This window comes from Streptomyces sp. NPDC048664, from assembly GCF_040650555.1.
Classification (GTDB): domain Bacteria; phylum Actinomycetota; class Actinomycetes; order Streptomycetales; family Streptomycetaceae; genus Streptomyces.
Genome location: NZ_JBEZHK010000025.1, coordinates 68,992 through 86,642, shown reverse-complemented (window position 1 = coordinate 86,642; position 17,651 = coordinate 68,992). Strand labels below are relative to the sequence as shown.

The window sequence follows — 17,651 nt, the reverse complement described above, 5'->3', positions numbered from 1 at the left end:
GGGAACTGCGCAAGACCCTCGCCCCAGCTACCCGCACCCGCAAGACCGCCGTACCACCAGCCGCGAAGGAAACTGCCGCAACCGCTCCCGTCGCGACCCCGCCACCCGCAACCCGTCGTCGAGCACGAGGTCCACCGCCGCCCGAGCCATCCCGGACCGGTCCGTCGACACCGTGGTCAGCGGCGGATCCGTGAGCGCCGCCTCCTTGACGTCGTCGAAGCCGGCCACCGCCAGCTCCCCGGGCACGTCGATGCGCAGCTCCCGCGCCGCGCGCAGCACCCCGATCGCCTGGTCGTCGGTGGAGCAGAAGATCGCGGGCGGCCGGTTCGGCCCGGACAGCAGGTCGAGCCCCACCCGGTACGCGTCGTAGCGGTTGTACGCCGCCTCGAAGAGCCGGCCCTCCGTCGGGATCTGGGCCTCCTGCATGGCCCGCTTCCAGCCCTCGACATGGTCGGAGACCGGGTCGCCGACCGCGGGGGTCTCGGCGGTGCCGCCCAGACAGGCGACGTACTCGTGCCCGTGTTCGAGGAGGTGCCGCACGGCGAGCTGGGCGCCGCCGAGGTCGTCGGTGACGACCGCGACGTCGTCGAGCGCCTCGGGCCGCTCGTGCAGCAGCACCACCCGCGCGTCCCACGCGTCGATCTCGGCGGCCGCGTTGTCGTTGAGCGCGTGGCTGACCAGGATCAGTCCCGAGACGCGCATGCCGAGGAACGCCCGCAGATAGTGGACCTCGCGCTCGGCGACGTAGTCGGTGTTGCCGACCAGCACCATTTTTCCGCGCTCGGCGGCGGCCTGCTCGACCGCGTGCGTCATCTCCCCGAAGAACGGCTGCCGCGCGTCCGGCACGATCATGCCTATGAGGTCCGTGCGCCGCGACGCCATGGCTTGGGCGACCCGGTCGGGCCGGTACCCCAGCTCCTTGATCGCGGCGAGTACACGCTCGCGCGTGGCCGGGGCGACCGGCCGGGGTCCGTTGTTGATGACGTAGCTGACGACGGCGGTGGAGGTACCCGCCAGTCGTGCCACGTCGTCCCGAGTCACCTTGGCCACGCGCGGAGTCTACGCGGATGGACCCCTGCTGGGCAGGGCACTTTCGCGTAACTGTGCTGTATCCATGTCCGGGCCGTGACCTGGGGCGCTCACGCCTCGGCGGTCACCTCGGCCGCGGGGGCCGCGACCCGTGCGCCGTCGCCCGCGTCCTTGCCCTTCCCCCGGCCTCCCGCCGACCCCTTCGCGTCGTCCGCGGAGCGCTCCGGCTTCTCCGGCGTCACGAAGCGGTAGCCGACGTTGCGGACGGTGCCGATGAGCGACTCGTGCTCGGGGCCCAGCTTGGCGCGCAGGCGCCGCACGTGCACGTCGACCGTGCGCGTGCCGCCGAAGTAGTCGTAGCCCCAGACCTCCTGGAGCAGCTGGGCGCGGGTGAAGACGCGGCCCGGGTGCTGGGCGAGGTACTTCAGGAGCTCGAACTCCTTGAACGTGAGATCGAGCACGCGTCCCTTGAGTTTGGCGCTGTACGTCGCCTCGTCCACCGACAGGTCGCCGTTGCGGATCTCCATCGGGGAGTCGTCGCCGACGATCTGCTGGCGGCCCATCGCCAGCCGCAGCCGGGCCTCCACCTCGGCCGGGCCCGCGGTGTCCAGGAGGACGTCGTCGATGCCCCAGTCGGCGGTCACGGCGGCGAGGCCGCCCTCGGTGACGACGAGGATCAGCGGGCAGCCGGGCCCGGTGGACCGGAGCAGCTGGCACAGGCTGCGTACCTGGGGGAGGTCGCGGCGGCCGTCGACCAGGATGACGTCGGCGCCCGGCGTGTCCACGAGGGCGGGGCCCTCGGCCGGGGCCACGCGCACACTGTGCAGGAGCAGACCGAGGGCGGGCAGCACCTCCGTGGAGGGCTGGAGGGCGTTGGTCAGCAGCAGCAGGGAGCTCATCGCGACCCCCCTGCGGAGTTCGTCACACGGTCGTGCACGGTTCGCTCGCCCATAACGTCAGTTCCTCCTCGGTCCCAGCGACGGGGGCACTGCTTCGTACGGTGCGAATCCCGCGCCCCGGGACCCGCTGCGCCCGCGGCGGCCCCGTACACCTGCGGTTTCCCGCGTCGTATACAACGGTTCCGAAAGCACGAAAGGACCCGGGGGCTACGCTGCCCGAGTCCTCTGCACAGCAGAATAGCCCACATGAGCACGGGCCCGGCAGGTCATACGGCACCATCCATGGTTCGTCCGCATGCTGAGACGGTGCGTCGGGGGCTGCCACGGGCGCTGTGGCGGGGCTCGTGGCGGGCGCGTTCGCGGACATGTTCGGAGGTGTCCTCGCGGACGGTTTCGGGGACGTCTCCGGGGGCGTTCGCCCGGACGTCGGCGCGGGCGGCGCAGCCGGCGCGGACGACACGTACCTTCCTGCGCACGGACGACGGGGTGGCGATCCACGCCGCGTACGACCCGGGGCCCCTGCCCGGTGACGCTCACGGCGACCTCGCGATCGTGATCGCGCACGGCTTCACCGGCGATCTGGACAAGCCCCAGGTCCGCCGGGTGGCGGAGGCCCTCGCCCGGTTCGGGGCGGTGGTGACGTTCTCCTTCCGCGGGCACGGCGCGTCGGGCGGGCGCTCGACGGTCGGCGACCAGGAGGTGCGCGATCTCGCGGCGGCGGTGCGCTGGGCGCGTGAGCTCGGCCATCGGCGCGTGGCCACCGTGGGCTTCTCGATGGGCGGCTCCGTGGTGCTGCGGCACGCGGCACGGCCCCCGGAGGGCGCGCGCACGGACGCGGTGGTGGCCGTCAGCGCCCCCGCCCGCTGGTACTACCGGGGGACGGCCCCCATGCGGCGGCTGCACTGGCTGGTGACCCGGCCCGAGGGCCGGCTGCTGAGCCGCTACGGGCTGCGCACCCGGGTCCACCACCGGGACTGGGACCCGGTCCCGGCCTCCCCGGTGGAGTCGGTCCCCCTGATCGCCCCGACCCCGCTGCTGATCGTGCACGGCGACCGTGACGGTTACTTCCCCCTGGACCACCCGCGGATGCTGGCCGACGCCGCCGCGGGCCACGCCGAACTGTGGCTGGAGCCCGGCATGGGCCACGCCGAGAACGCCAGCGGTGACGAGCTCCTGGCCCGGATCGGGGCGTGGGTGGCCGCGCGGGCGGGCTAGCCTGACCGTGTTCACCACGATCGAGTGAGGAAGCAGAGGCAGAGGCGGATGGCGAAGGGCACGGTGCGCTACTGGGCCGCCGCGAAGGCCGCGGCCGGTACCGCCGAGGAGGCGTACGACGCGGACACCCTCGCGCAGGCCCTCGCGACGGCCCGCGAGCGCCACCCCGGCGAACTCGCCCGGGTCCTGCTGCGCTGCTCCTTCCTCGTCGACGGTGACCCCGTAGGGACCCGCGAGCACGAGACGGTACGACTGGCCGAGGGTGGCACGGTCGAGGTGCTCCCGCCGTTCGCAGGAGGATGAGCGAAGCGATGAGCAACCAGCCGTACGAGGGCTACGACGCCTACGACCCCTATGGGCAGCAGGGTCGGCAGCCGTACCCGCACCAGCATCAGCAGTACCCGGACCAGCAGCAGTACCCCCAACAGCACCAGCAGTATCCGGACCAGCAGCAGTACCAGCAGCAGCACCCCTACCCGGATCCGCAGCAGTATCCGGACCAGCAGCAGTGGGGCGTCCCGGCGTACGGGACCGGGCCGTCGCTGCCGCCGGACGCGGGCTACGCGGCCATGACCGCCCCGGCCGGCCGCTCCGGCACCGGCACCTCGACGTCCGCCCCGCCCGCCCCGGCCGTGGACCCGAGCAGCCTGCCCGCCAACCAGCGCGCCCGCCTGGAGGGCCGCTCCCCGATCATCGAGCCCGGGCTCCAGCCCGCCGCGCTCACCGCGGCCCTCGGGCTGCTGCTGGCGGGCGCCGCGGCGCTCGGCGTCTACGCCCTGGTCGTCCCGCTGGTGGTCCTCCAGGGGGTGACGGCGGCGGGCTGGTTCCGGCTGAACGGGATGTGGCCCGCCCGGCAGGGCATCGCGCTGGCGTTCCTGGGCGCCGTCGTCGCGGACGGCGCGCTGCTCGTGGCGGGCAGGTCGCACGCGCCCGCCGCGATCCTCGGCACCCTCGGCGTGTGGGTGCTGCTCTGCCTGGTCCTCCAGCTCCGCTCGCACGCCTCGCCGGACGAGCGCATGCACGGCCTGATGGCGACGGTCGCCTCCTCGGCGCTGGCGATCGTCGCGACCGGCTTCCTCGGGGCGGCCCCGCACGCGGTGTCGGTGGGTGCCGTCGCGGCGGCGGCCGCGGTCCTCGTACGGGCGCTGCCGCTGCCGACGCCGCTCTCGGTGGTCGTGTCCCTGCTCGCGGGGACCGGCGCGGGCTTCGGTGTCGGCGGTCTGACGGACATGGGCGCGCACGGGGCGCTGATCGGCGCGGGCGCGGCGGCCTGCGCGCTCGTCGGCCACCGGGTCGCGAGCTACGACTACCCCTCCCGGTTCGTCCACTTCACCGCGGGTGTGGCCCTGCCCCTCGCGGCGGCGGCCCCGGTGGTGTGGGCGCTGGGCAACGTCCTGGGCTGAGTGCGCGGCCCGTCACAGATGATCCACAACCCCCGTTCCGGCCGTGGGAGCGGGGTTACTGTGGCGTGGAGCCAACGCACCGCGCCGTCTCACCGGGGGGAACACCGCACATGCGCGCACTACGGATCCTGCTGATCACCGCCGTGGTACTCGGCATCCTGTTCGTCGTCGTGGACCGCGTCGCCGTCCACTTCGCGGAGAACGAGGCGGCCGACAAGCTGAGGACCAGCGAGAACCTGGCCGCGACCCCCGACGTGTCCATCAAGGGCTTCCCCTTCCTCACCCAGATGGCCGGCGGCGAGCTGGACGACGTCCAGGTCGGCATCAAGGACTACGACGCGGCCACCGCCGACGGCGCCGCGAAGATACGGATAGCCGACCTGAGCGCGGACATGAAGGGCGTGTCCTTCTCCGGGGACTACAGCTCCGCCACCGCGTCCAGTGCCACGGGCACCGCGCTCATCTCCTACGGGGAACTGCTCAGGACGGCCAAGCCCGAGCCGACCGACGTCGGCCTCGGTGTCACCGCCAAGGTAGTTGGCCTCTCGGACGGCGGCGACGGCAAGATCAAGGTCGCGGTCGAGGTGCGGCTCTTCGGCCACAAGCTGCCGCAGCCGGTCGACGTGCTCAGCTCGGTGAGCGTCGTGAACAACTCGGTCAAGGTGCACGCCGACACGCTGCCCAGGTTCGGCGGTGTCGCGCCGGCCGAGCACCGGATCCGGGCGATCACGGACTTCCGCCAGGTCATCGACCGGCTGCCCGGCGACATCAAGCTCGCCAAGGTGCAGGCCGCCAAGGACGGCGTCGAGATCACCGTGACGGGCACCCACGTCAAACTGGCCGGCTGACCGCCCGGGCGCCGGGCCGTACGAAGCGCCCAGGGCCCCCGGCGTCCGAGGGGCGAGACATCGCCGTCCGCACCGCAGATAGAGCGCTCGAAACGGGCGCGGAGGCCCCACCCGCGCGGTGCCGCGCGCCCTCATCTTCCCGTATTGCGGACGATCGCGTCTCAACATGCGACACCCCGGTGACACGCCCCGCGGTCCGTCCCTACGATCGACCCATGCAGCGACAGGCGGATCTCACGAAGCGGCGGGCAGTGGACCTGTGCCGCGTCGCCGCCATGCTCTGTCGCACTTCCTGAGCGGGAGAGCGGACTCCCGTATCCCGACTTCGGCCCCCGCCCCCGCGATCACTCTCGCGGCCCGGGGCGACACAGGGCCGTCCGTGCGCCGAGTACGCCTCCGCAAATGCCGTGTATGTGCATGATGTGCACCCCTTCTGACTGGTCACCCCGCCGCAACCGCCCCGGAGGAGAAAGAGCATGAGTCGCAGCGACGTCCTGGTAGACGCCGACTGGCTGCAGGAGAACCTGGACAACCCCGGCATCGCCATTGTCGAGGTCGACGAGGACACCTCGGCCTACGAGAAGAACCACATCAAGAACGCGATCCGGATCGACTGGACCAAGGACCTCCAGGACCCGGTCCGCCGCGACTTCATCGACCAGGCGGGCTTCGAGAACCTCCTGTCCTCCAAGGGCATCGCCAACGACACGCTGGTGATCCTCTACGGCGGCAACAACAACTGGTTCGCCTCCTACGCCTACTGGTACTTCAAGCTGTACGGCCACGAGAACGTCAAGCTCCTCGACGGCGGCCGCAAGAAGTGGGAGCTGGACGCCCGCGAGCTGGTCGAGGAGGTGGCCGACCGCGCCGCCACCTCGTACAGGGCCAAGCCGCAGAACAAGGCCATCCGCGCCTTCCGCGACGACGTCGTGGCCGCGATCGGCACGCAGAACCTGGTCGACGTGCGATCGCCCGACGAGTTCTCCGGCAAGCTCCTCGCCCCGGCGCACCTGCCGCAGGAGCAGTCGCAGCGCCCCGGCCACGTGCCCAGCGCCCGCAACATCCCGTGGTCGAAGAACGCCAACGACGACGGCACCTTCAAGTCGGACGACGAACTGAAGGAGCTGTACGCGCAGGAGAACGTCGACCTGGCCAAGGACACCATCGCGTACTGCCGCATCGGTGAGCGCTCCGCGCTGACCTGGTTCGTCCTGCACGAGCTGCTCCAGGTCCCGAACGTCAAGAACTACGACGGCTCCTGGACCGAGTACGGCTCCCTCGTCGGCGTGCCGATCGAGCTCGGCGCCGCGAAGTAGCCCCGGACCCCGACCTACCCAGCCACCCAACCGAAGGAAGCGCCATGTGTGGAGCGAAGGCCGGCGGCCCCGACGCCTCGACGATCAAGCCCGGTGAGACCACGATCCAGGGCCAGGTGACGCGCGACGGCGAGCCCGTCGTCGGATACGTGCGCCTGCTGGACTCGACCGGCGAGTTCACCGCCGAGGTCCCGACCTCGGCGACCGGACAGTTCCGGTTCTACGCGGCCGAGGGCACCTGGACGGTGCGCGCGCTGGTGCCGGGCGGCAGCGCGGACCGCACGGTCGTCGCCGAGACGGGCGGCCTCGCGGAGGTGGCGATCGCCGTCTGAGCCCTGGGCCGTAGCGGGGCCGTACCTGGCCGTACCTGAGCCGTATCGGCCTCGAAGGGCCGCACCCACCGGGTTGGACGCCTGGGTGCGGCCCTTCGGCGTGTCCGGATCGGCGTGCCCGGACCTACTCTGGAGTCATGTACGCGCGGCGGCGCCACGTCTACTTCGCCATGATGGGCACCTGCATCGGCCTGTTCGTCCTGGCGTGGGCGGTCGTGCGCCTGTGGTCGGTGCCCGCGGCCGTGGGCCTGTGCGTGGTGGCCATGGTCATCCCGCCGGTCGCCGCGATCGTCGCGAACCGGCGCGGCCCCGAGGACCGCTGGTGGGACGACCCGTCCGGGGACCCGAAGTCCGACGAGTGGTGGGACGAACTGGACGGCAAGAAGCGCCACTGAACGCGTGCCGAGGCGCGCGGGTTCAGTACACGAGCGCCTGGGTGCCGTCGGCGAGCGCCTCCTGGACGAACACCTGCGCGCCCGCGATCCGCACGCCCTCGATGACGTCCTTCTCCGTGATGTCCCGGCGAGCCGCGCACTGCGTGCACAGGGTGAGGCTGCCGCCGGCCAGGATCGAGTCGAGCAGATCGGGCAGCGGCGCCGCGTGCGGCAGCTCGAACTCGGCGGCCCGGCCCGGCAGAGCGAACCAGGACGACTCCCCGGTCAGCCACAGCGAGACGTCGACCCCGGAGGCGACGGCCACCGCCGCCACGGTGAACGCCTGTGAGCAGCGCTCGGGGGCGTCCGCCCCGGCCGTCACCTTGATCACGAGCTTTTTCGCCATGGCCGCATGGTAGTCCGAATCGTGACCAACTCCGGAGGCAACCAGCTGTGTTGTCCGGGGGTCTCCTGTGCGCGCGGACGAGGCGTCCGCCGATCACGACGCATGGGGGAACCACCTTGGAAGTCAGGGAAGCCGCGGACGCGCCCGGCGTGGACGCGCCCGCCCCGGGCGGGGCGCCCGCGCGCCGGTCCGGACGCACGCCGCTGCTGATCGCGGTGGCCGCCGTGACCGGTGTCGTCGCCGGCACCTGCGTCGGCTACGTCGTCCAGGCCGACCGGAAGCCGACCGCGCTCCCCTCGCTCTCGCAGCCCGTTCTGGCGCAGGCGAAGGGCAGGGCTCCCGAGCCGCTCTCGGCCGTGGCGGACCGCCGGGTCAAGCGGGACGGCGACCTGCGCGACCTGCTGCTCCCGCGGCCGCGGGGCGCGCGCAGCGAGGCGTACGAGGGGAGCAAGGACGGCTGGCTGCCCCTCGACGCGTACGCGGACAACTTCGACCGGCCGGCGGGCGCGTTCTGGGAGCAGCTCGGCATGGAGTTCCGCCGGGCCGCCGCCACCTCCTGGCGGGAGGGCGACAGCCGCTTCGTCGACGTCCGGCTGGTGCAGTACCGACAGGAGGAGCAGATCGAGGCGGTGGACGTCACGACCGACGCCAACCAGTGGGCGGAGTCCAAGGGCGACACCCGGAGCGTGTCCGTGCCCGGCACGGGGGACGGCATGGCGTACGTCCACACACGGCAGGACGGCGGCCTGTACTACGCGGAGGCGCACGCCTGGCGCGGGGACATCGTCATGGAGGCCTGGATCTACGACACGAAGCCGATCCCTCAGGCGGCGATCAGGGACGTGGCGAAGCGGCAGATGGAGCGGCTGTGAGTGACATGAGCGCGCACGCCGCGCCGGAAGAGAACCCGTCCGTCCAGCCGGAGCCCCAGGAGACCCACGAACCCCACGAACTCCAAGAGCCCCCGAAGGCGTCCCGCCGTGGCCGCCGTGCCGCCGTCCTGGGCGCCGCGTCGCTGGGCCTGGTCCTGGCCGCCGGGGTCGTCTGCACCGCCGTCGTCGTGCACGGCGCCGACCACGACCCGGGAGCGCCCGTCTGGGAGACCCCCGCGGCGGCGAAGGAGAGCGGCGACCCCAAGGCGGGCGGGAAGGGCCTCGCGGGCATGCTCGTCCCGTACGGCACCGACGGCCTCACCCGCGGCCCTGACATCGAACAGTTCGGCTCCGACGCCGTCCTGAGCGGGCGCCAGGCTACCGACCTGGCCAAGGCGAGCCTGGAGGACCTGCCGCGCACCCAGCGGCTGCGCCTCGAACAGCAGGTCGACAAGCGGCGGATCAAGGGCCTGGCGCTGCGCAGCTACCTGAGCGGCGAGACCGAGGGGGTGGCGGGGCTCGACCGCAACGCGTTCACGATGAACATCACCCTGCTGCGACTGGAGAGCGCCGCGGAGGTGCGGAAGGAGTCGGACTCCCGGAGCGCCTTCCTGGGGTCCCTGGACTTCTTCCGCAAGGGTCCCGAGATCCAGGGCTACAAGAACGCGCACTGCTTCCTGTCGCCGAAGGCGGAGAGCCGGAAGTTCGACACGATGTTCTGCACCGCGTACCAGGGCGACGTGCTCGTCACCGCCTCGGCGTCCGCGGCCAGACCGCTGGACACCAAGGGTGCCGCGGAACTGCTCCGCACCCAGCTCAGCCACATGGTGGACCAGGGAGAGGCCGTATGAGCGACCAGACGGAGACGGAGACGGGGCAGCCGCAGGCCGACCAGGCCGCGACGACGCTCCCGGCACCCCCGGAGCCCCCCGCGCCGAGGAAGGACCGCCGGGTCCTGCGCGCCGTCCTGCGCTGGACCGCGGTCGTCGCCGTCTTCGCGGCGACCGGCGGGGCGACCGCGTTCGGGATCACGCGGATGGAGCGCACCGACCTGCCCGGCCTCGCCACCGCCTCCGACGGCCGCTGGGACTACCCGGTGCTGACCAAGCCGCCGCTGCCGTCCGGCAGCCCGGGGCCGTTCGCCGCGGAGAACGTCGCGGGGGCGCACTACGCCGACCAGCGGGCCCTGGTCCTGCCCGCGCCCGCGGGCGCGAAGGCGGACACCGCGCTGCGGGGCACGGACGGCTGGCTGCCGACGGGCACCTTCCTCGCCGAGTTCCCGACCAAGGGCGGCGAACGCGCCGAGGTCGGGCAGCTGATGACCGACTACGGCCTGCGGCACGTCGCCGCGCGCGGCTGGACCACCGGGGACGGTACGCACACGCGGATCTACCTGCTCCAGTTCGACACGGCGGAGGTCGTGAACCGGCTGCTGTACAGCACGCTGGTGCACAACGGATACCCGCGCTACCTCGTGAACGGCGTCGCGGCCCTCACGCTGGACAACGGCTCCCCGGCCCGGGTCGGCGGCAAGGTGGGCCGCCTGGCGTACGAGGAGTTCAAGCCGTACGGACAGGAACAGGTCCGCGTGGCGTACCTGTCCGCGGGGGACACCCTCGCGTTCGTCGTGCAGTCCCGTGCGGGGGCCACACCGGCGCTGCCGTTCCATCAGACGGTCGCCCTGCAGAGCGAACTGCTCGGTTAGGGCCTTCGCCGGAGCCTTCGCCGAGGCGCCCGGGCGGGAGCCGCCCGGGCGTGCGCGTCGGCACCGAGTGGCCGGCGGCCCGCGCTACACGGGGGCGAGGACCGCGTAGTCCGTGAAGGTCCGGCGGTAGCGGGTGTGCCGGGTCTCCTGGGTGTGCCTGCGCAGCCACTCCTCGACGTCCGCCGGATGCCCGCACACCCCCGACTCGGCCGCGCAGTCCGCCTCGTCCCCCGACACGCACCGCGCCGCGTACTCCGGCGCGGCGTGCTCGTCCTGCGCGATGGCGTACGGCACATAGCGGAAGACGCGCCGCGTCACGACATGTGCTCCTGCCGCTGGTGCTTGCGCAGCAGCACGTTCGCGTCCGTCACCGAGCTGCCGTCGAAGGCGGCCCGGGCGGCTTCCCCGCGCTCACCGATCGCGGCGCACTCGGCGCAGCCGGGCACGGGGACGGGCGGCCGGCTGAGGTCGTGGAGGTCCGGTGGCAGGGTCCGGGTGCGGCCGTTCGCCGCCCGCACCTCCGCGCTCAGCCGCTCCCGGTCGGTCGCGGGCCGCAACGCCGCCGGATCGGCCTGCCACTCCCGGCCCCCGCCCACGGGGCGCAGCATCACGTACGGCCCCGCCCTGTCCCGGTACTCGCCCACCTTGTCGGCGGCGGTGTCGTAGACGAGACTCCCAGGCTCCACGGCATTCGCTCCTTTCATCCAACATCTATACGAAATGCGGCAGTTGTACTACTCTGCGTAGTGAGGTTGCTACGAGCATGGCCCGGGGACGGGGTGGGCACGCCGAGGACGAGCGGTACTTCCATCGCGGCGCCGCAAATTCCATAAGTCCGGTCAGCCGTCAGGGAGGGTGCGATGCCGCAGAGGCGTGTGGTCACGGGCCGAAGCCAGAACCCGAGGAAGCGGTTCGCGGAGGAACTATGCGCTCTGCGGGCCAAGAAGGGGGTGACGCTGAAGGAGCTGGCCGACCGACTGGGCTGGGACGCGTCCCTTTTCGGCAAAATGGAGAAGGGGCACACGCTGGGCGGCCCCGAGGTGGTCCAAGCGCTCGACCAGCACTACGGCACACAGGGGTTGTTGCTGGTGCTGTGGGAGGTGGCGCGGCGGGATCCCACGCAGTTCAAGGAGCGGTACCAGCGCTACATGGGGCTTGAGGCCAAGGCGGTGCGCATGTGGCAGTACTCGCAGAGCATCATTCCCGGGCTGCTGCAAACGCGTGAGTACGCACGAGAGTTGCTCATGCACGGCGAACTCAGCGGGGACACGCTGGAAGTCCAGGTCGAGGCTCGGATGGGGCGCCGTGAGACGCTGCTGCGGGAGGACTGTCCCGAGTTCCGCGCGATCATCTCCGAGGCGACGCTGCGGACCCCACTGGAGAGCCCGGGTGATTGGCGTACGCAGCTTAGCCATCTGCTGGCCATGGTGAACCACCCCAACGTCGTGATCCAGGTGCTGCCGTTGTCCGCCGGACTCCATGGTTTGCCGAACACCGACACCATGTTTCTGTACGGCTCCGATGGCCGGACGGTGGCATGGGTTGAGAATGCATATTCGGGTGAACTGGTCGAGGAAACAGCAACCGTGGAACGACTCCAGCTCAGGTACGATCGGCTCCGCGATTTGGCTCTATCGCCCAACAAATCGCGTCAGTTCATCGAAAGTCTGCTGGAGGAAGCACCATGCGATCCATCGACCTGAGCAGCATCACCTGGCGCAAGAGCAGCTACAGCAATCAGGACGGCGGCGACTGCCTGGAGGTCTCCGACGACCTCCTCCGCACCATCGACTGGCGCAAGAGCAGCTACAGCAACCCGGACGGCGGCAACTGCATCGAGGTCTCCGACGACCTCCTCCGCACGGCCGACTGGCACAAGAGCAGCCACAGCAATCAGGACGGCGGAAACTGCGTCGAGGTGGCCCACAACCTCCCCTCCCTCGTGCCGGTCCGCGACAGCAAGAACCCCGCCGAGGGCGCCCTCCTCTTCGGGACGGCCACCTGGACGGCTTTCGTGGACGCGGTCAAGGTCGAGGGGATCACGGCCTAGGCCGGATCGGGGACGGTGCCCCGACCGGCCTACCTCGCCGCGAGGGCCGGGGGCACGCCCCCTAAACTGGTGGGTGGCTCTGTGTACCCACCCTCGCTCACCAAGGAGCACCCCGTGGAGATCTTCTTCGAAACCCTGCTGGTCCTGGTCTGCGTCGGCGTCCTCGCCTTCGCCGGGCTGACCGTGAAGAAGCTGTACCAGGGCCAGCGCTGACCCCCGACGCACACGAAGAAGAGCTGCTCATGATCGAGATCCCGTCCGACCTCCACAAGGACCTGGTCCCGCTCGCCTTCCTGCTCGGCAAGTGGGCCGGCGCCGGCGTGCACGAGTTCCCCGGCTCCGAGAAGTGCAACTTCGGGCAGGAGGTCTCCTTCACCCACGACGGCCGGGACTTCCTGGAGTACCACTCCCACTCCTGGGTGCTGGACGGCGACGGGAACAAGGTCCGGCCGCTGGAGTCGGAGTCCGGCTTCTGGCGGATCGACGCGGACCGCAAGGTCGAGGTGACCATGGTCCGCGACGACGGCGTGGTCGAGGTCTGGTACGGCGAGCTGGCCGACAAGAAGCCGCAGATCGACATGGCGACGGACGCGGTGGCCCGCACGGCCGCCTCCGGCCCGTACACCGGTGGCAAGCGGCTGTACGGCTATGTGAACAGCGACCTGATGTGGGTCGGCGAGAAGCAGACCCCCGAGGTCCCGCTGCGCCCGTACCTCTCGGCGCACCTGAAGAAGGTCGTCACCCCGGAAGAGGTGGAGCGCTGGGCCAAGGCCCTGCCCGACGACCTCCCGGACGACGGCATCGCCTTCTTCAAGTAGGAAGCCCGCCTCTTCCGGCAGGACAGGCCGCCCCGCCCCCGCCCCCGCCACCGCGCACCGCCTCGGCCGGGGCGACCGGTGGCCCGGGGCGGGAAAGTGGCCGACCCGGATCCCGGCCGCCCGCCCTACACTTGCCCTGTGGTGAGCACCGACTGGAAGAGCGACCTGCGGCAGCGCGGCTACCGGCTGACCCCGCAGCGGCAACTCGTGCTCGAAGCCGTGGACACCCTGGAGCACGCGACGCCGGACGACATCCTCGTCGAGGTGCGGAAGACGGCCTCGGGGGTCAACATCTCCACCGTCTACCGGACCCTGGAGCTCCTGGAGGAGCTCGGGCTGGTCAGCCACGCCCACCTCGGGCACGGCGCCCCGACGTACCACCTGGCCGACCGGCACCACCACATCCACCTGGTGTGCCGCGACTGCGGCGACGTCATCGAGGCCGACGTCGACGTGGCCTCCGACTTCACCGCCAAGCTCCGCGAGACGTTCGGGTTCGACACCGACATGAAGCACTTCGCGATCTTCGGCCGGTGCGAGAACTGCTCCCTCAAGAGTTCCCCTACCAGGTCGTAGGGTGGGCCCCATGAAGAGTCCTCTGCTGTCCCTGCCCGGCGCCGTCCCCGGCGAGGGTGTGGACGAAGACGTCGCCGCCCACTACGGCGATCTGTTCCGCGAGCAGCGTGCCCTGGCCGACGGCACCGGGTTCGTGGACCTCTCGCACCGCGGCGTCCTCGCGGTCACCGGCGAGGACCGGCTGAGCTGGCTGCACCTGCTGCTCACCCAGCACGTCAGCGACCTGCCCCCGCACCAGGCCGCCGAGGCGCTCATCCTCTCCGCGAACGGCCACATCGAACACGCGCTGTATCTGGTGGACGACGGAGAGACCGTCTGGGCCCATGTCGAGCCCGGCTCGCAGGACGCGCTCATCGCCTACCTGGACTCGATGAGGTTCTTCTACCGCGTCGAGGTCACCGACCGCACGGACGACACCGCCGTCGTGCACCTGCCCGCCGGCTCGATCGCCGAGGCCCCCGAGGGCGCCGTGGTGCGTGAGACGCCGCACGGACGAGACCTCTTCCTGCCGCGCGCCGACCTGGAGTCGTACGCCACCGGCCAGGGCCCGGCGGCCGGCCTGCTGGCCTACGAGGCGCTGCGCGTCGAGCACCACCGCCCCCGCCTCGGCTTCGAGACCGACCACCGCACCATCCCGCACGAGCTGGGCTGGATCGGCACGGCCGTGCACCTCCAGAAGGGCTGCTACCGGGGCCAGGAGACCGTCGCCCGGGTGCAGAACCTCGGCAAGCCGCCGCGCCGCCTGGTCTTCCTCCACCTCGACGGCAGCGAGGTCCACCTTCCGCCGCACGGCACGGAGCTGCGCCTGGCCGACGACGGCCCGGACGGACGCAAGATCGGCTTCGTGACGACCTCGGTGCGCCACCACGAGCTGGGCCCGGTGGCCCTCGCCCTGGTCAAGCGCAACGTCCCGCTCGACGCCCGGCTGCTCGCCGACTCGACGGCGGCGGCCCAGGAAGTGATCGTCGAGCCGTAGGCGTAGGCCGCCGGGGGAGCCGCTCAGATCTCCAGGAGCACGGTGAACGGGCCGTCGTTCGTCAGCGACACCCGCATGGTCGCCCCGAACCGGCCCGTCGCCACCGTCGCGCCCAGCGCCCGCAGCTGGGAGACCACCTCGTCCACGAGCGGCTCGGCGACATCCCCGGGGGCGGCGGCGTTCCAGGTGGGCCGGCGGCCCTTGCGCGCGTCGCCGTAGAGCGTGAACTGGCTGATCACCAGCAGCGGCGCGGCGATGTCGGAGCACGACTTCTCGTCGTGCAGCATGCGCAGCGACCAGAGCTTGCGGGCCAGCTGGGCCGCCTTCTCCTTGGTGTCCTCATGGGTGACCCCGACGAGCACGCACAGCCCCTCGCCGCTGATCTCGCCGACCGTCTCGCCTTCCACGACGACGCTCGCGCCGTCCACTCTCTGCACCACAGCACGCATGCCCGCCATCATGCCGTGCCGCCCACCGCACCCTGCGCCCCGCCTGCCCGGGACCGGTTCCGTCGGCTCGTCCTAGGGCATTCTTATCGCCTCGTAACCCCTCCATCCGGGGCAGATCGGGGGCACTCGGTCACACGCGGGGCATGCCGGTGGCACGATGCGTGTGTTGCGGTGCATCCGAGGGGTCGCCGCGCCGGTCGAGGGGACGGTAGGGGACGGTATGGAGATGAGCACAGCGAGTGCCTCCGGGCAGCCCACCCGTACGGGAGGCTCCGGGGAGCGCAGGACGCCCGTGCAGCGCACCGACAGCCCGTCGCCGGAGGCCCTGCCCGAGCACGACCTGCCCGCGCTGCGGCTCACCGAACTGCGGGCGCTGCGCCGCGACGCGCAGCGCGACGAAGCCGACCTCAGCTATGTGCGGCGGCTGATCCAGGGCCGCATCGACATCCTGCGGGCGGAGCTGGCCCGGCGCGGCGGCCAGGTGCCGGAGGGCATCGTCAAGCGGCTCCCGGAGATCCTCACGGACGCCCCCGCCCGCCACCGCTCCTCCGCCCGCCACGTCACGGTCGGCACGCCCCGGAGCGAGGAGTACCGCAGGCTGGCCGCCGAGATGCTGGACGAGGTGGAACTCTCCGACCTCCAGGCCCGCACGGACGACGAGTTGGGCGACGGCATGGGCCGCCTGGTCCGCTACGAACGCCAGGTCTCCGGCCGCCGCCAGCAACTCCAACGCACGGCGGACGACTGCAGCGCGGAGATCGCCCGCAGATACCGAGAGGGAGAGGCCCAGGTAGAAGACCTCCTGAGGTAACGCCCCCCTCGACTCACCGAGCCACAATTAGCCCCTCCGGCGTTTGAGGACGAGGCCGTTCAGGCCGATGCGGGGGTTCGGGGGCGCAGCCCCCGAGGAGCAAGCCCGACGCGTCGCCCAGGGAAATTCGGGCGACGCCCCCCACACGCGACCCTAACGTGACCCCATGCACCCCACCCCCGCCGACATAGACGTACACCCGATCACCCCCACAGAGCTCAGAGAATGGACCCGAGCCCTGTGGACCGGCTTCCTCCGCCCCGGCACCCCCACCGACGAGGACGTCGCCCGCATGGCCGCCCGCATCACCCCGCCCCAGGCACTGGGAGCCTTCGACGGCCCCCGCTGCGTGGGCACCTTCCGCTCCGTCCCCCAGGAACTCACCGCCGTCGGCGGCAAGCCGGTCCGCGCGAACGCCGTCACCAACGTCACCGTCACCCCCACCCACCGCCGCCGAGGCCTCCTCAACCGCATGATGGCCGAGGGCCTGGCCGCGGCCAAGGAACGCGGCGACACCGTGGCCACCCTGATCTCCGCCGAGTACCCCATCTACGGCCGCTACGGTTTCGGCCCCGCCGCCCACACCGCCGAGTGGACCATCGACGTCCCCCGCACCGGACTCGACCGCAACCGCCCCGCCGCCCCCGACGACGGCAGCCGTGTCGACCTGGTGGACGCCGCCGACGTAAGGGAGTTCGGCCCCGCACTCCACGACCGCCTGCGCCACACCCAGCACGGGGTGGTCGACCGCCCCGACCGCTGGTGGCGGGTGAACACGGGCGCGGAACGGGGAATCCAGGCGGCACCCTGGAAGGAGCCGTTCTTCGCGGTCCACCGCTCCCCGTCCGGCGAGATCGACGGCCTCGCCACCTACAGCACCGGCGGCGAATGGGGCGACGACAAGCGCCCCGGGAACTCGGCGACCGTCAGGGACCTGATCGCCACCGACCCGGCGGCCGAACGCGCCCTGTGGCACCACCTGTGCTCACTGGACTGGGTCATCACCGTGAAGTCGGGCCACCGGGCCCCGGACGACCTGCTGCCGCACCTGCTCCCCGACCCGCGCGCCGCCCGCCTGACCACCCACGCGGACTGGCTGTGGGTACGGATCCTGGACGTCGTGGAGGCACTCCAGGCGCGCACGTACGACAACGCCGGTGCCCTCGTCCTCGACGTCGTGGACGAGGACGGGCTGGCCGGCGGCCGCTACCTGCTGGAGGCCGGACCGGACGGCGCCCACTGCGCCCCGACCCACCGGGACCCCGATCTCACGCTCCCCGTGGCCGAGTTGGCGACCCTGTGGCTGGGAGACGAGTCCGCGGTGCGGCTCGCGGCGCTCGGGCGCCTGCGGGAGCAGCGGGAGGGCGCCGCACGGACTGCCGACGCCCTGCTGCGCACGTCCAGGCGGCCCTGGTGCCCGGACGGCTTCTGAGATGCCCGTCCCGGCCGACCGGGCTCCCAGCTCCCCTCCGGACGGGAGCCCGGGCGGCCGAGTTCTCCTACTCATCTCCACTCGAAGCCGCCCGATAACCACCTGTCCCTGAACTCACCGCCGTAGGAAGCGGGTTGTAC

General features: G+C 71.8%; 24 protein-coding genes and 1 pseudogene. 19 read left to right on the top strand and 6 right to left on the bottom strand.

The window, feature by feature from the left end:
* Positions 1-27: 27 nt before the first annotated feature.
* Together AB0C59_RS25070 and AB0C59_RS25065 are read right to left on the bottom strand one after the other, a co-directional pair.
* Positions 28-1,050: a LacI family DNA-binding transcriptional regulator gene (locus tag AB0C59_RS25070; protein ID WP_363008227.1), complete on the bottom strand. Its 1,023-nt coding sequence runs from the start codon at positions 1,048-1,050 to the stop codon at positions 28-30.
* A gap of 89 nt (positions 1,051-1,139) precedes the next feature.
* On the bottom strand, positions 1,140-1,928 hold the full coding sequence (locus AB0C59_RS25065; protein ID WP_363008225.1) for a response regulator transcription factor: 789 nt from the start codon (positions 1,926-1,928) through the stop codon (positions 1,140-1,142).
* 246 nt (positions 1,929-2,174) lie between these two features.
* Between AB0C59_RS25065 and AB0C59_RS25060 the strand changes: the two genes are divergently transcribed.
* The 7 genes from AB0C59_RS25060 (at position 2,175) to AB0C59_RS25030 (ending at position 7,437) form a co-directional block, all read left to right on the top strand.
* Positions 2,175-3,143 carry an alpha/beta fold hydrolase gene (locus tag AB0C59_RS25060; protein ID WP_363008223.1) on the top strand — a complete coding sequence of 323 codons (969 nt, stop codon included), beginning with the start codon at positions 2,175-2,177 and terminating at the stop codon, positions 3,141-3,143.
* Positions 3,144-3,191: 48 nt separating this feature from the next.
* Entirely contained in the window at positions 3,192-3,446 is a 255-nt protein-coding gene (locus AB0C59_RS25055; protein WP_363008221.1) for a MoaD/ThiS family protein, read from the top strand.
* An 8-nt stretch (positions 3,447-3,454) separates the two neighbouring features.
* Positions 3,455-4,546 (top strand): hypothetical protein, encoded by a 1,092-nt coding sequence (locus tag AB0C59_RS25050; protein ID WP_363008219.1) that lies wholly within the window; start codon positions 3,455-3,457, stop codon positions 4,544-4,546.
* Between the two features lie 110 nt (positions 4,547-4,656).
* Entirely contained in the window at positions 4,657-5,394 is a 738-nt protein-coding gene (locus AB0C59_RS25045) for a DUF2993 domain-containing protein (RefSeq protein WP_363008217.1), read from the top strand.
* Between the two features lie 476 nt (positions 5,395-5,870).
* Positions 5,871-6,710: a sulfurtransferase gene (locus AB0C59_RS25040; RefSeq protein WP_363008215.1), complete on the top strand. Its 840-nt coding sequence runs from the start codon at positions 5,871-5,873 to the stop codon at positions 6,708-6,710.
* 44 nt (positions 6,711-6,754) lie between these two features.
* On the top strand, positions 6,755-7,042 hold the full coding sequence (locus AB0C59_RS25035; protein WP_363008213.1) for a DUF1416 domain-containing protein: 288 nt from the start codon (positions 6,755-6,757) through the stop codon (positions 7,040-7,042).
* 137 nt (positions 7,043-7,179) lie between these two features.
* Positions 7,180-7,437 (top strand): DUF3099 domain-containing protein, encoded by a 258-nt coding sequence (locus tag AB0C59_RS25030; RefSeq protein WP_363008211.1) that lies wholly within the window; start codon positions 7,180-7,182, stop codon positions 7,435-7,437.
* A gap of 22 nt (positions 7,438-7,459) precedes the next feature.
* Here the strand turns inward: AB0C59_RS25030 and AB0C59_RS25025 are convergent, their stop codons facing one another.
* The gene (locus AB0C59_RS25025) at positions 7,460-7,822 is read right to left on the bottom strand and encodes a DsrE family protein (RefSeq protein ID WP_363008209.1); all 363 of its coding nucleotides are present in this window, start codon (positions 7,820-7,822) and stop codon (positions 7,460-7,462) included.
* Between the two features lie 116 nt (positions 7,823-7,938).
* Here AB0C59_RS25025 and AB0C59_RS25020 point away from each other — a divergent pair, with 116 nt between their 5' ends.
* From AB0C59_RS25020 to AB0C59_RS25010, 3 genes are read left to right on the top strand one after another with little or no spacing between them, the layout of a single operon-like run.
* Positions 7,939-8,694, top strand: a complete 756-nt coding sequence (locus AB0C59_RS25020) for a hypothetical protein (protein WP_363008207.1) — start codon at positions 7,939-7,941, stop codon at positions 8,692-8,694.
* A 5-nt stretch (positions 8,695-8,699) separates the two neighbouring features.
* Positions 8,700-9,545, top strand: coding sequence for a hypothetical protein (locus AB0C59_RS25015; protein WP_363008290.1), 846 nt, complete (start codon positions 8,700-8,702; stop codon positions 9,543-9,545).
* Complete coding sequence (locus tag AB0C59_RS25010; protein WP_363008205.1) at positions 9,542-10,399, top strand: hypothetical protein; 858 nt, start codon at positions 9,542-9,544, stop codon at positions 10,397-10,399. Before AB0C59_RS25015 ends, AB0C59_RS25010 begins: the two co-directional genes overlap by 4 nt.
* Before the next feature lie 84 nt (positions 10,400-10,483).
* On the opposite strand, the gene AB0C59_RS25005 is transcribed toward AB0C59_RS25010, so the two are convergent.
* The gene (locus AB0C59_RS25005) at positions 10,484-10,717 is read right to left on the bottom strand and encodes a hypothetical protein (RefSeq protein WP_363008203.1); all 234 of its coding nucleotides are present in this window, start codon (positions 10,715-10,717) and stop codon (positions 10,484-10,486) included.
* The gene (locus AB0C59_RS25000; protein ID WP_363008201.1) at positions 10,714-11,103 is read right to left on the bottom strand and encodes a hypothetical protein; all 390 of its coding nucleotides are present in this window, start codon (positions 11,101-11,103) and stop codon (positions 10,714-10,716) included. Before AB0C59_RS25000 ends, AB0C59_RS25005 begins: the two co-directional genes overlap by 4 nt.
* Before the next feature lie 156 nt (positions 11,104-11,259).
* Here AB0C59_RS25000 and AB0C59_RS24995 point away from each other — a divergent pair, with 156 nt between their 5' ends.
* From AB0C59_RS24995 to AB0C59_RS24965, 7 genes and pseudogenes are all read left to right on the top strand, one after another.
* The gene (locus AB0C59_RS24995; RefSeq protein ID WP_363008199.1) at positions 11,260-12,102 is read left to right on the top strand and encodes a helix-turn-helix transcriptional regulator; all 843 of its coding nucleotides are present in this window, start codon (positions 11,260-11,262) and stop codon (positions 12,100-12,102) included.
* A pseudogene (locus AB0C59_RS24990) lies at positions 12,084-12,164 on the top strand (DUF397 domain-containing protein); the annotation flags it as partial. The gene AB0C59_RS24995 and the pseudogene AB0C59_RS24990, both read left to right, overlap by 19 nt.
* A gap of 21 nt (positions 12,165-12,185) precedes the next feature.
* Positions 12,186-12,449, top strand: coding sequence for a DUF397 domain-containing protein (locus tag AB0C59_RS24985; RefSeq protein ID WP_363008288.1), 264 nt, complete (start codon positions 12,186-12,188; stop codon positions 12,447-12,449).
* An 81-nt stretch (positions 12,450-12,530) separates the two neighbouring features.
* Complete coding sequence (locus AB0C59_RS24980) at positions 12,531-12,662, top strand: hypothetical protein (RefSeq protein ID WP_363008296.1); 132 nt, start codon at positions 12,531-12,533, stop codon at positions 12,660-12,662.
* A gap of 29 nt (positions 12,663-12,691) precedes the next feature.
* A complete protein-coding gene (locus AB0C59_RS24975; RefSeq protein ID WP_363008197.1) occupies positions 12,692-13,267 on the top strand; it encodes an FABP family protein in 576 nt (191 codons plus the stop codon).
* Between the two features lie 138 nt (positions 13,268-13,405).
* Positions 13,406-13,843, top strand: coding sequence for a Fur family transcriptional regulator (locus AB0C59_RS24970; RefSeq protein ID WP_363008195.1), 438 nt, complete (start codon positions 13,406-13,408; stop codon positions 13,841-13,843).
* Between the two features lie 10 nt (positions 13,844-13,853).
* Entirely contained in the window at positions 13,854-14,819 is a 966-nt protein-coding gene (locus AB0C59_RS24965) for a folate-binding protein (RefSeq protein WP_363008193.1), read from the top strand.
* Positions 14,820-14,842: 23 nt separating this feature from the next.
* On the opposite strand, the gene dtd is transcribed toward AB0C59_RS24965, so the two are convergent.
* Entirely contained in the window at positions 14,843-15,268 is a 426-nt protein-coding gene (gene dtd / locus AB0C59_RS24960; protein ID WP_363008191.1) for a D-aminoacyl-tRNA deacylase, read from the bottom strand.
* 226 nt (positions 15,269-15,494) lie between these two features.
* Between dtd and AB0C59_RS24955 the strand changes: the two genes are divergently transcribed.
* Positions 15,495-16,079 (top strand): AmfC protein, encoded by a 585-nt coding sequence (locus AB0C59_RS24955; RefSeq protein WP_363008189.1) that lies wholly within the window; start codon positions 15,495-15,497, stop codon positions 16,077-16,079.
* 166 nt (positions 16,080-16,245) lie between these two features.
* Positions 16,246-17,511, top strand: coding sequence for a GNAT family N-acetyltransferase (locus AB0C59_RS24950; protein WP_363008187.1), 1,266 nt, complete (start codon positions 16,246-16,248; stop codon positions 17,509-17,511).
* The last annotated feature ends 140 nt before the right edge of the window (positions 17,512-17,651 follow it).

Bases quoted from the DNA above. Each gene is read 5' to 3' on its own strand.
- AB0C59_RS24975 (WP_363008197.1), top strand. From the start codon at position 12,692: ATGATCGAGATCCCGTCCGACCTCCACAAGGACCTGGTCCCGCTCGCC.
- AB0C59_RS25040 (WP_363008215.1), top strand. From the start codon at position 5,871: ATGAGTCGCAGCGACGTCCTGGTAGACGCCGACTGGCTGCAGGAGAAC.
- AB0C59_RS25050 (WP_363008219.1), top strand. From the start codon at position 3,455: ATGAGCAACCAGCCGTACGAGGGCTACGACGCCTACGACCCCTATGGG.
- AB0C59_RS24955 (WP_363008189.1), top strand. From the start codon at position 15,495: ATGAGCACAGCGAGTGCCTCCGGGCAGCCCACCCGTACGGGAGGCTCC.
- AB0C59_RS25025 (WP_363008209.1), bottom strand. From the start codon at position 7,822: ATGGCGAAAAAGCTCGTGATCAAGGTGACGGCCGGGGCGGACGCCCCC.
- AB0C59_RS24965 (WP_363008193.1), top strand. From the start codon at position 13,854: ATGAAGAGTCCTCTGCTGTCCCTGCCCGGCGCCGTCCCCGGCGAGGGT.
- AB0C59_RS24995 (WP_363008199.1), top strand. From the start codon at position 11,260: ATGCCGCAGAGGCGTGTGGTCACGGGCCGAAGCCAGAACCCGAGGAAG.
- AB0C59_RS25010 (WP_363008205.1), top strand. From the start codon at position 9,542: ATGAGCGACCAGACGGAGACGGAGACGGGGCAGCCGCAGGCCGACCAG.
- AB0C59_RS25060 (WP_363008223.1), top strand. From the start codon at position 2,175: ATGAGCACGGGCCCGGCAGGTCATACGGCACCATCCATGGTTCGTCCG.
- dtd (WP_363008191.1), bottom strand. From the start codon at position 15,268: ATGCGTGCTGTGGTGCAGAGAGTGGACGGCGCGAGCGTCGTCGTGGAA.
- AB0C59_RS25055 (WP_363008221.1), top strand. From the start codon at position 3,192: ATGGCGAAGGGCACGGTGCGCTACTGGGCCGCCGCGAAGGCCGCGGCC.
- AB0C59_RS25065 (WP_363008225.1), bottom strand. From the start codon at position 1,928: ATGAGCTCCCTGCTGCTGCTGACCAACGCCCTCCAGCCCTCCACGGAG.
- AB0C59_RS24950 (WP_363008187.1), top strand. From the start codon at position 16,246: ATGCACCCCACCCCCGCCGACATAGACGTACACCCGATCACCCCCACA.
- AB0C59_RS25035 (WP_363008213.1), top strand. From the start codon at position 6,755: ATGTGTGGAGCGAAGGCCGGCGGCCCCGACGCCTCGACGATCAAGCCC.
- AB0C59_RS25000 (WP_363008201.1), bottom strand. From the start codon at position 11,103: ATGAAAGGAGCGAATGCCGTGGAGCCTGGGAGTCTCGTCTACGACACC.
- AB0C59_RS25045 (WP_363008217.1), top strand. From the start codon at position 4,657: ATGCGCGCACTACGGATCCTGCTGATCACCGCCGTGGTACTCGGCATC.
- AB0C59_RS25015 (WP_363008290.1), top strand. From the start codon at position 8,700: ATGAGCGCGCACGCCGCGCCGGAAGAGAACCCGTCCGTCCAGCCGGAG.
- AB0C59_RS25030 (WP_363008211.1), top strand. From the start codon at position 7,180: ATGTACGCGCGGCGGCGCCACGTCTACTTCGCCATGATGGGCACCTGC.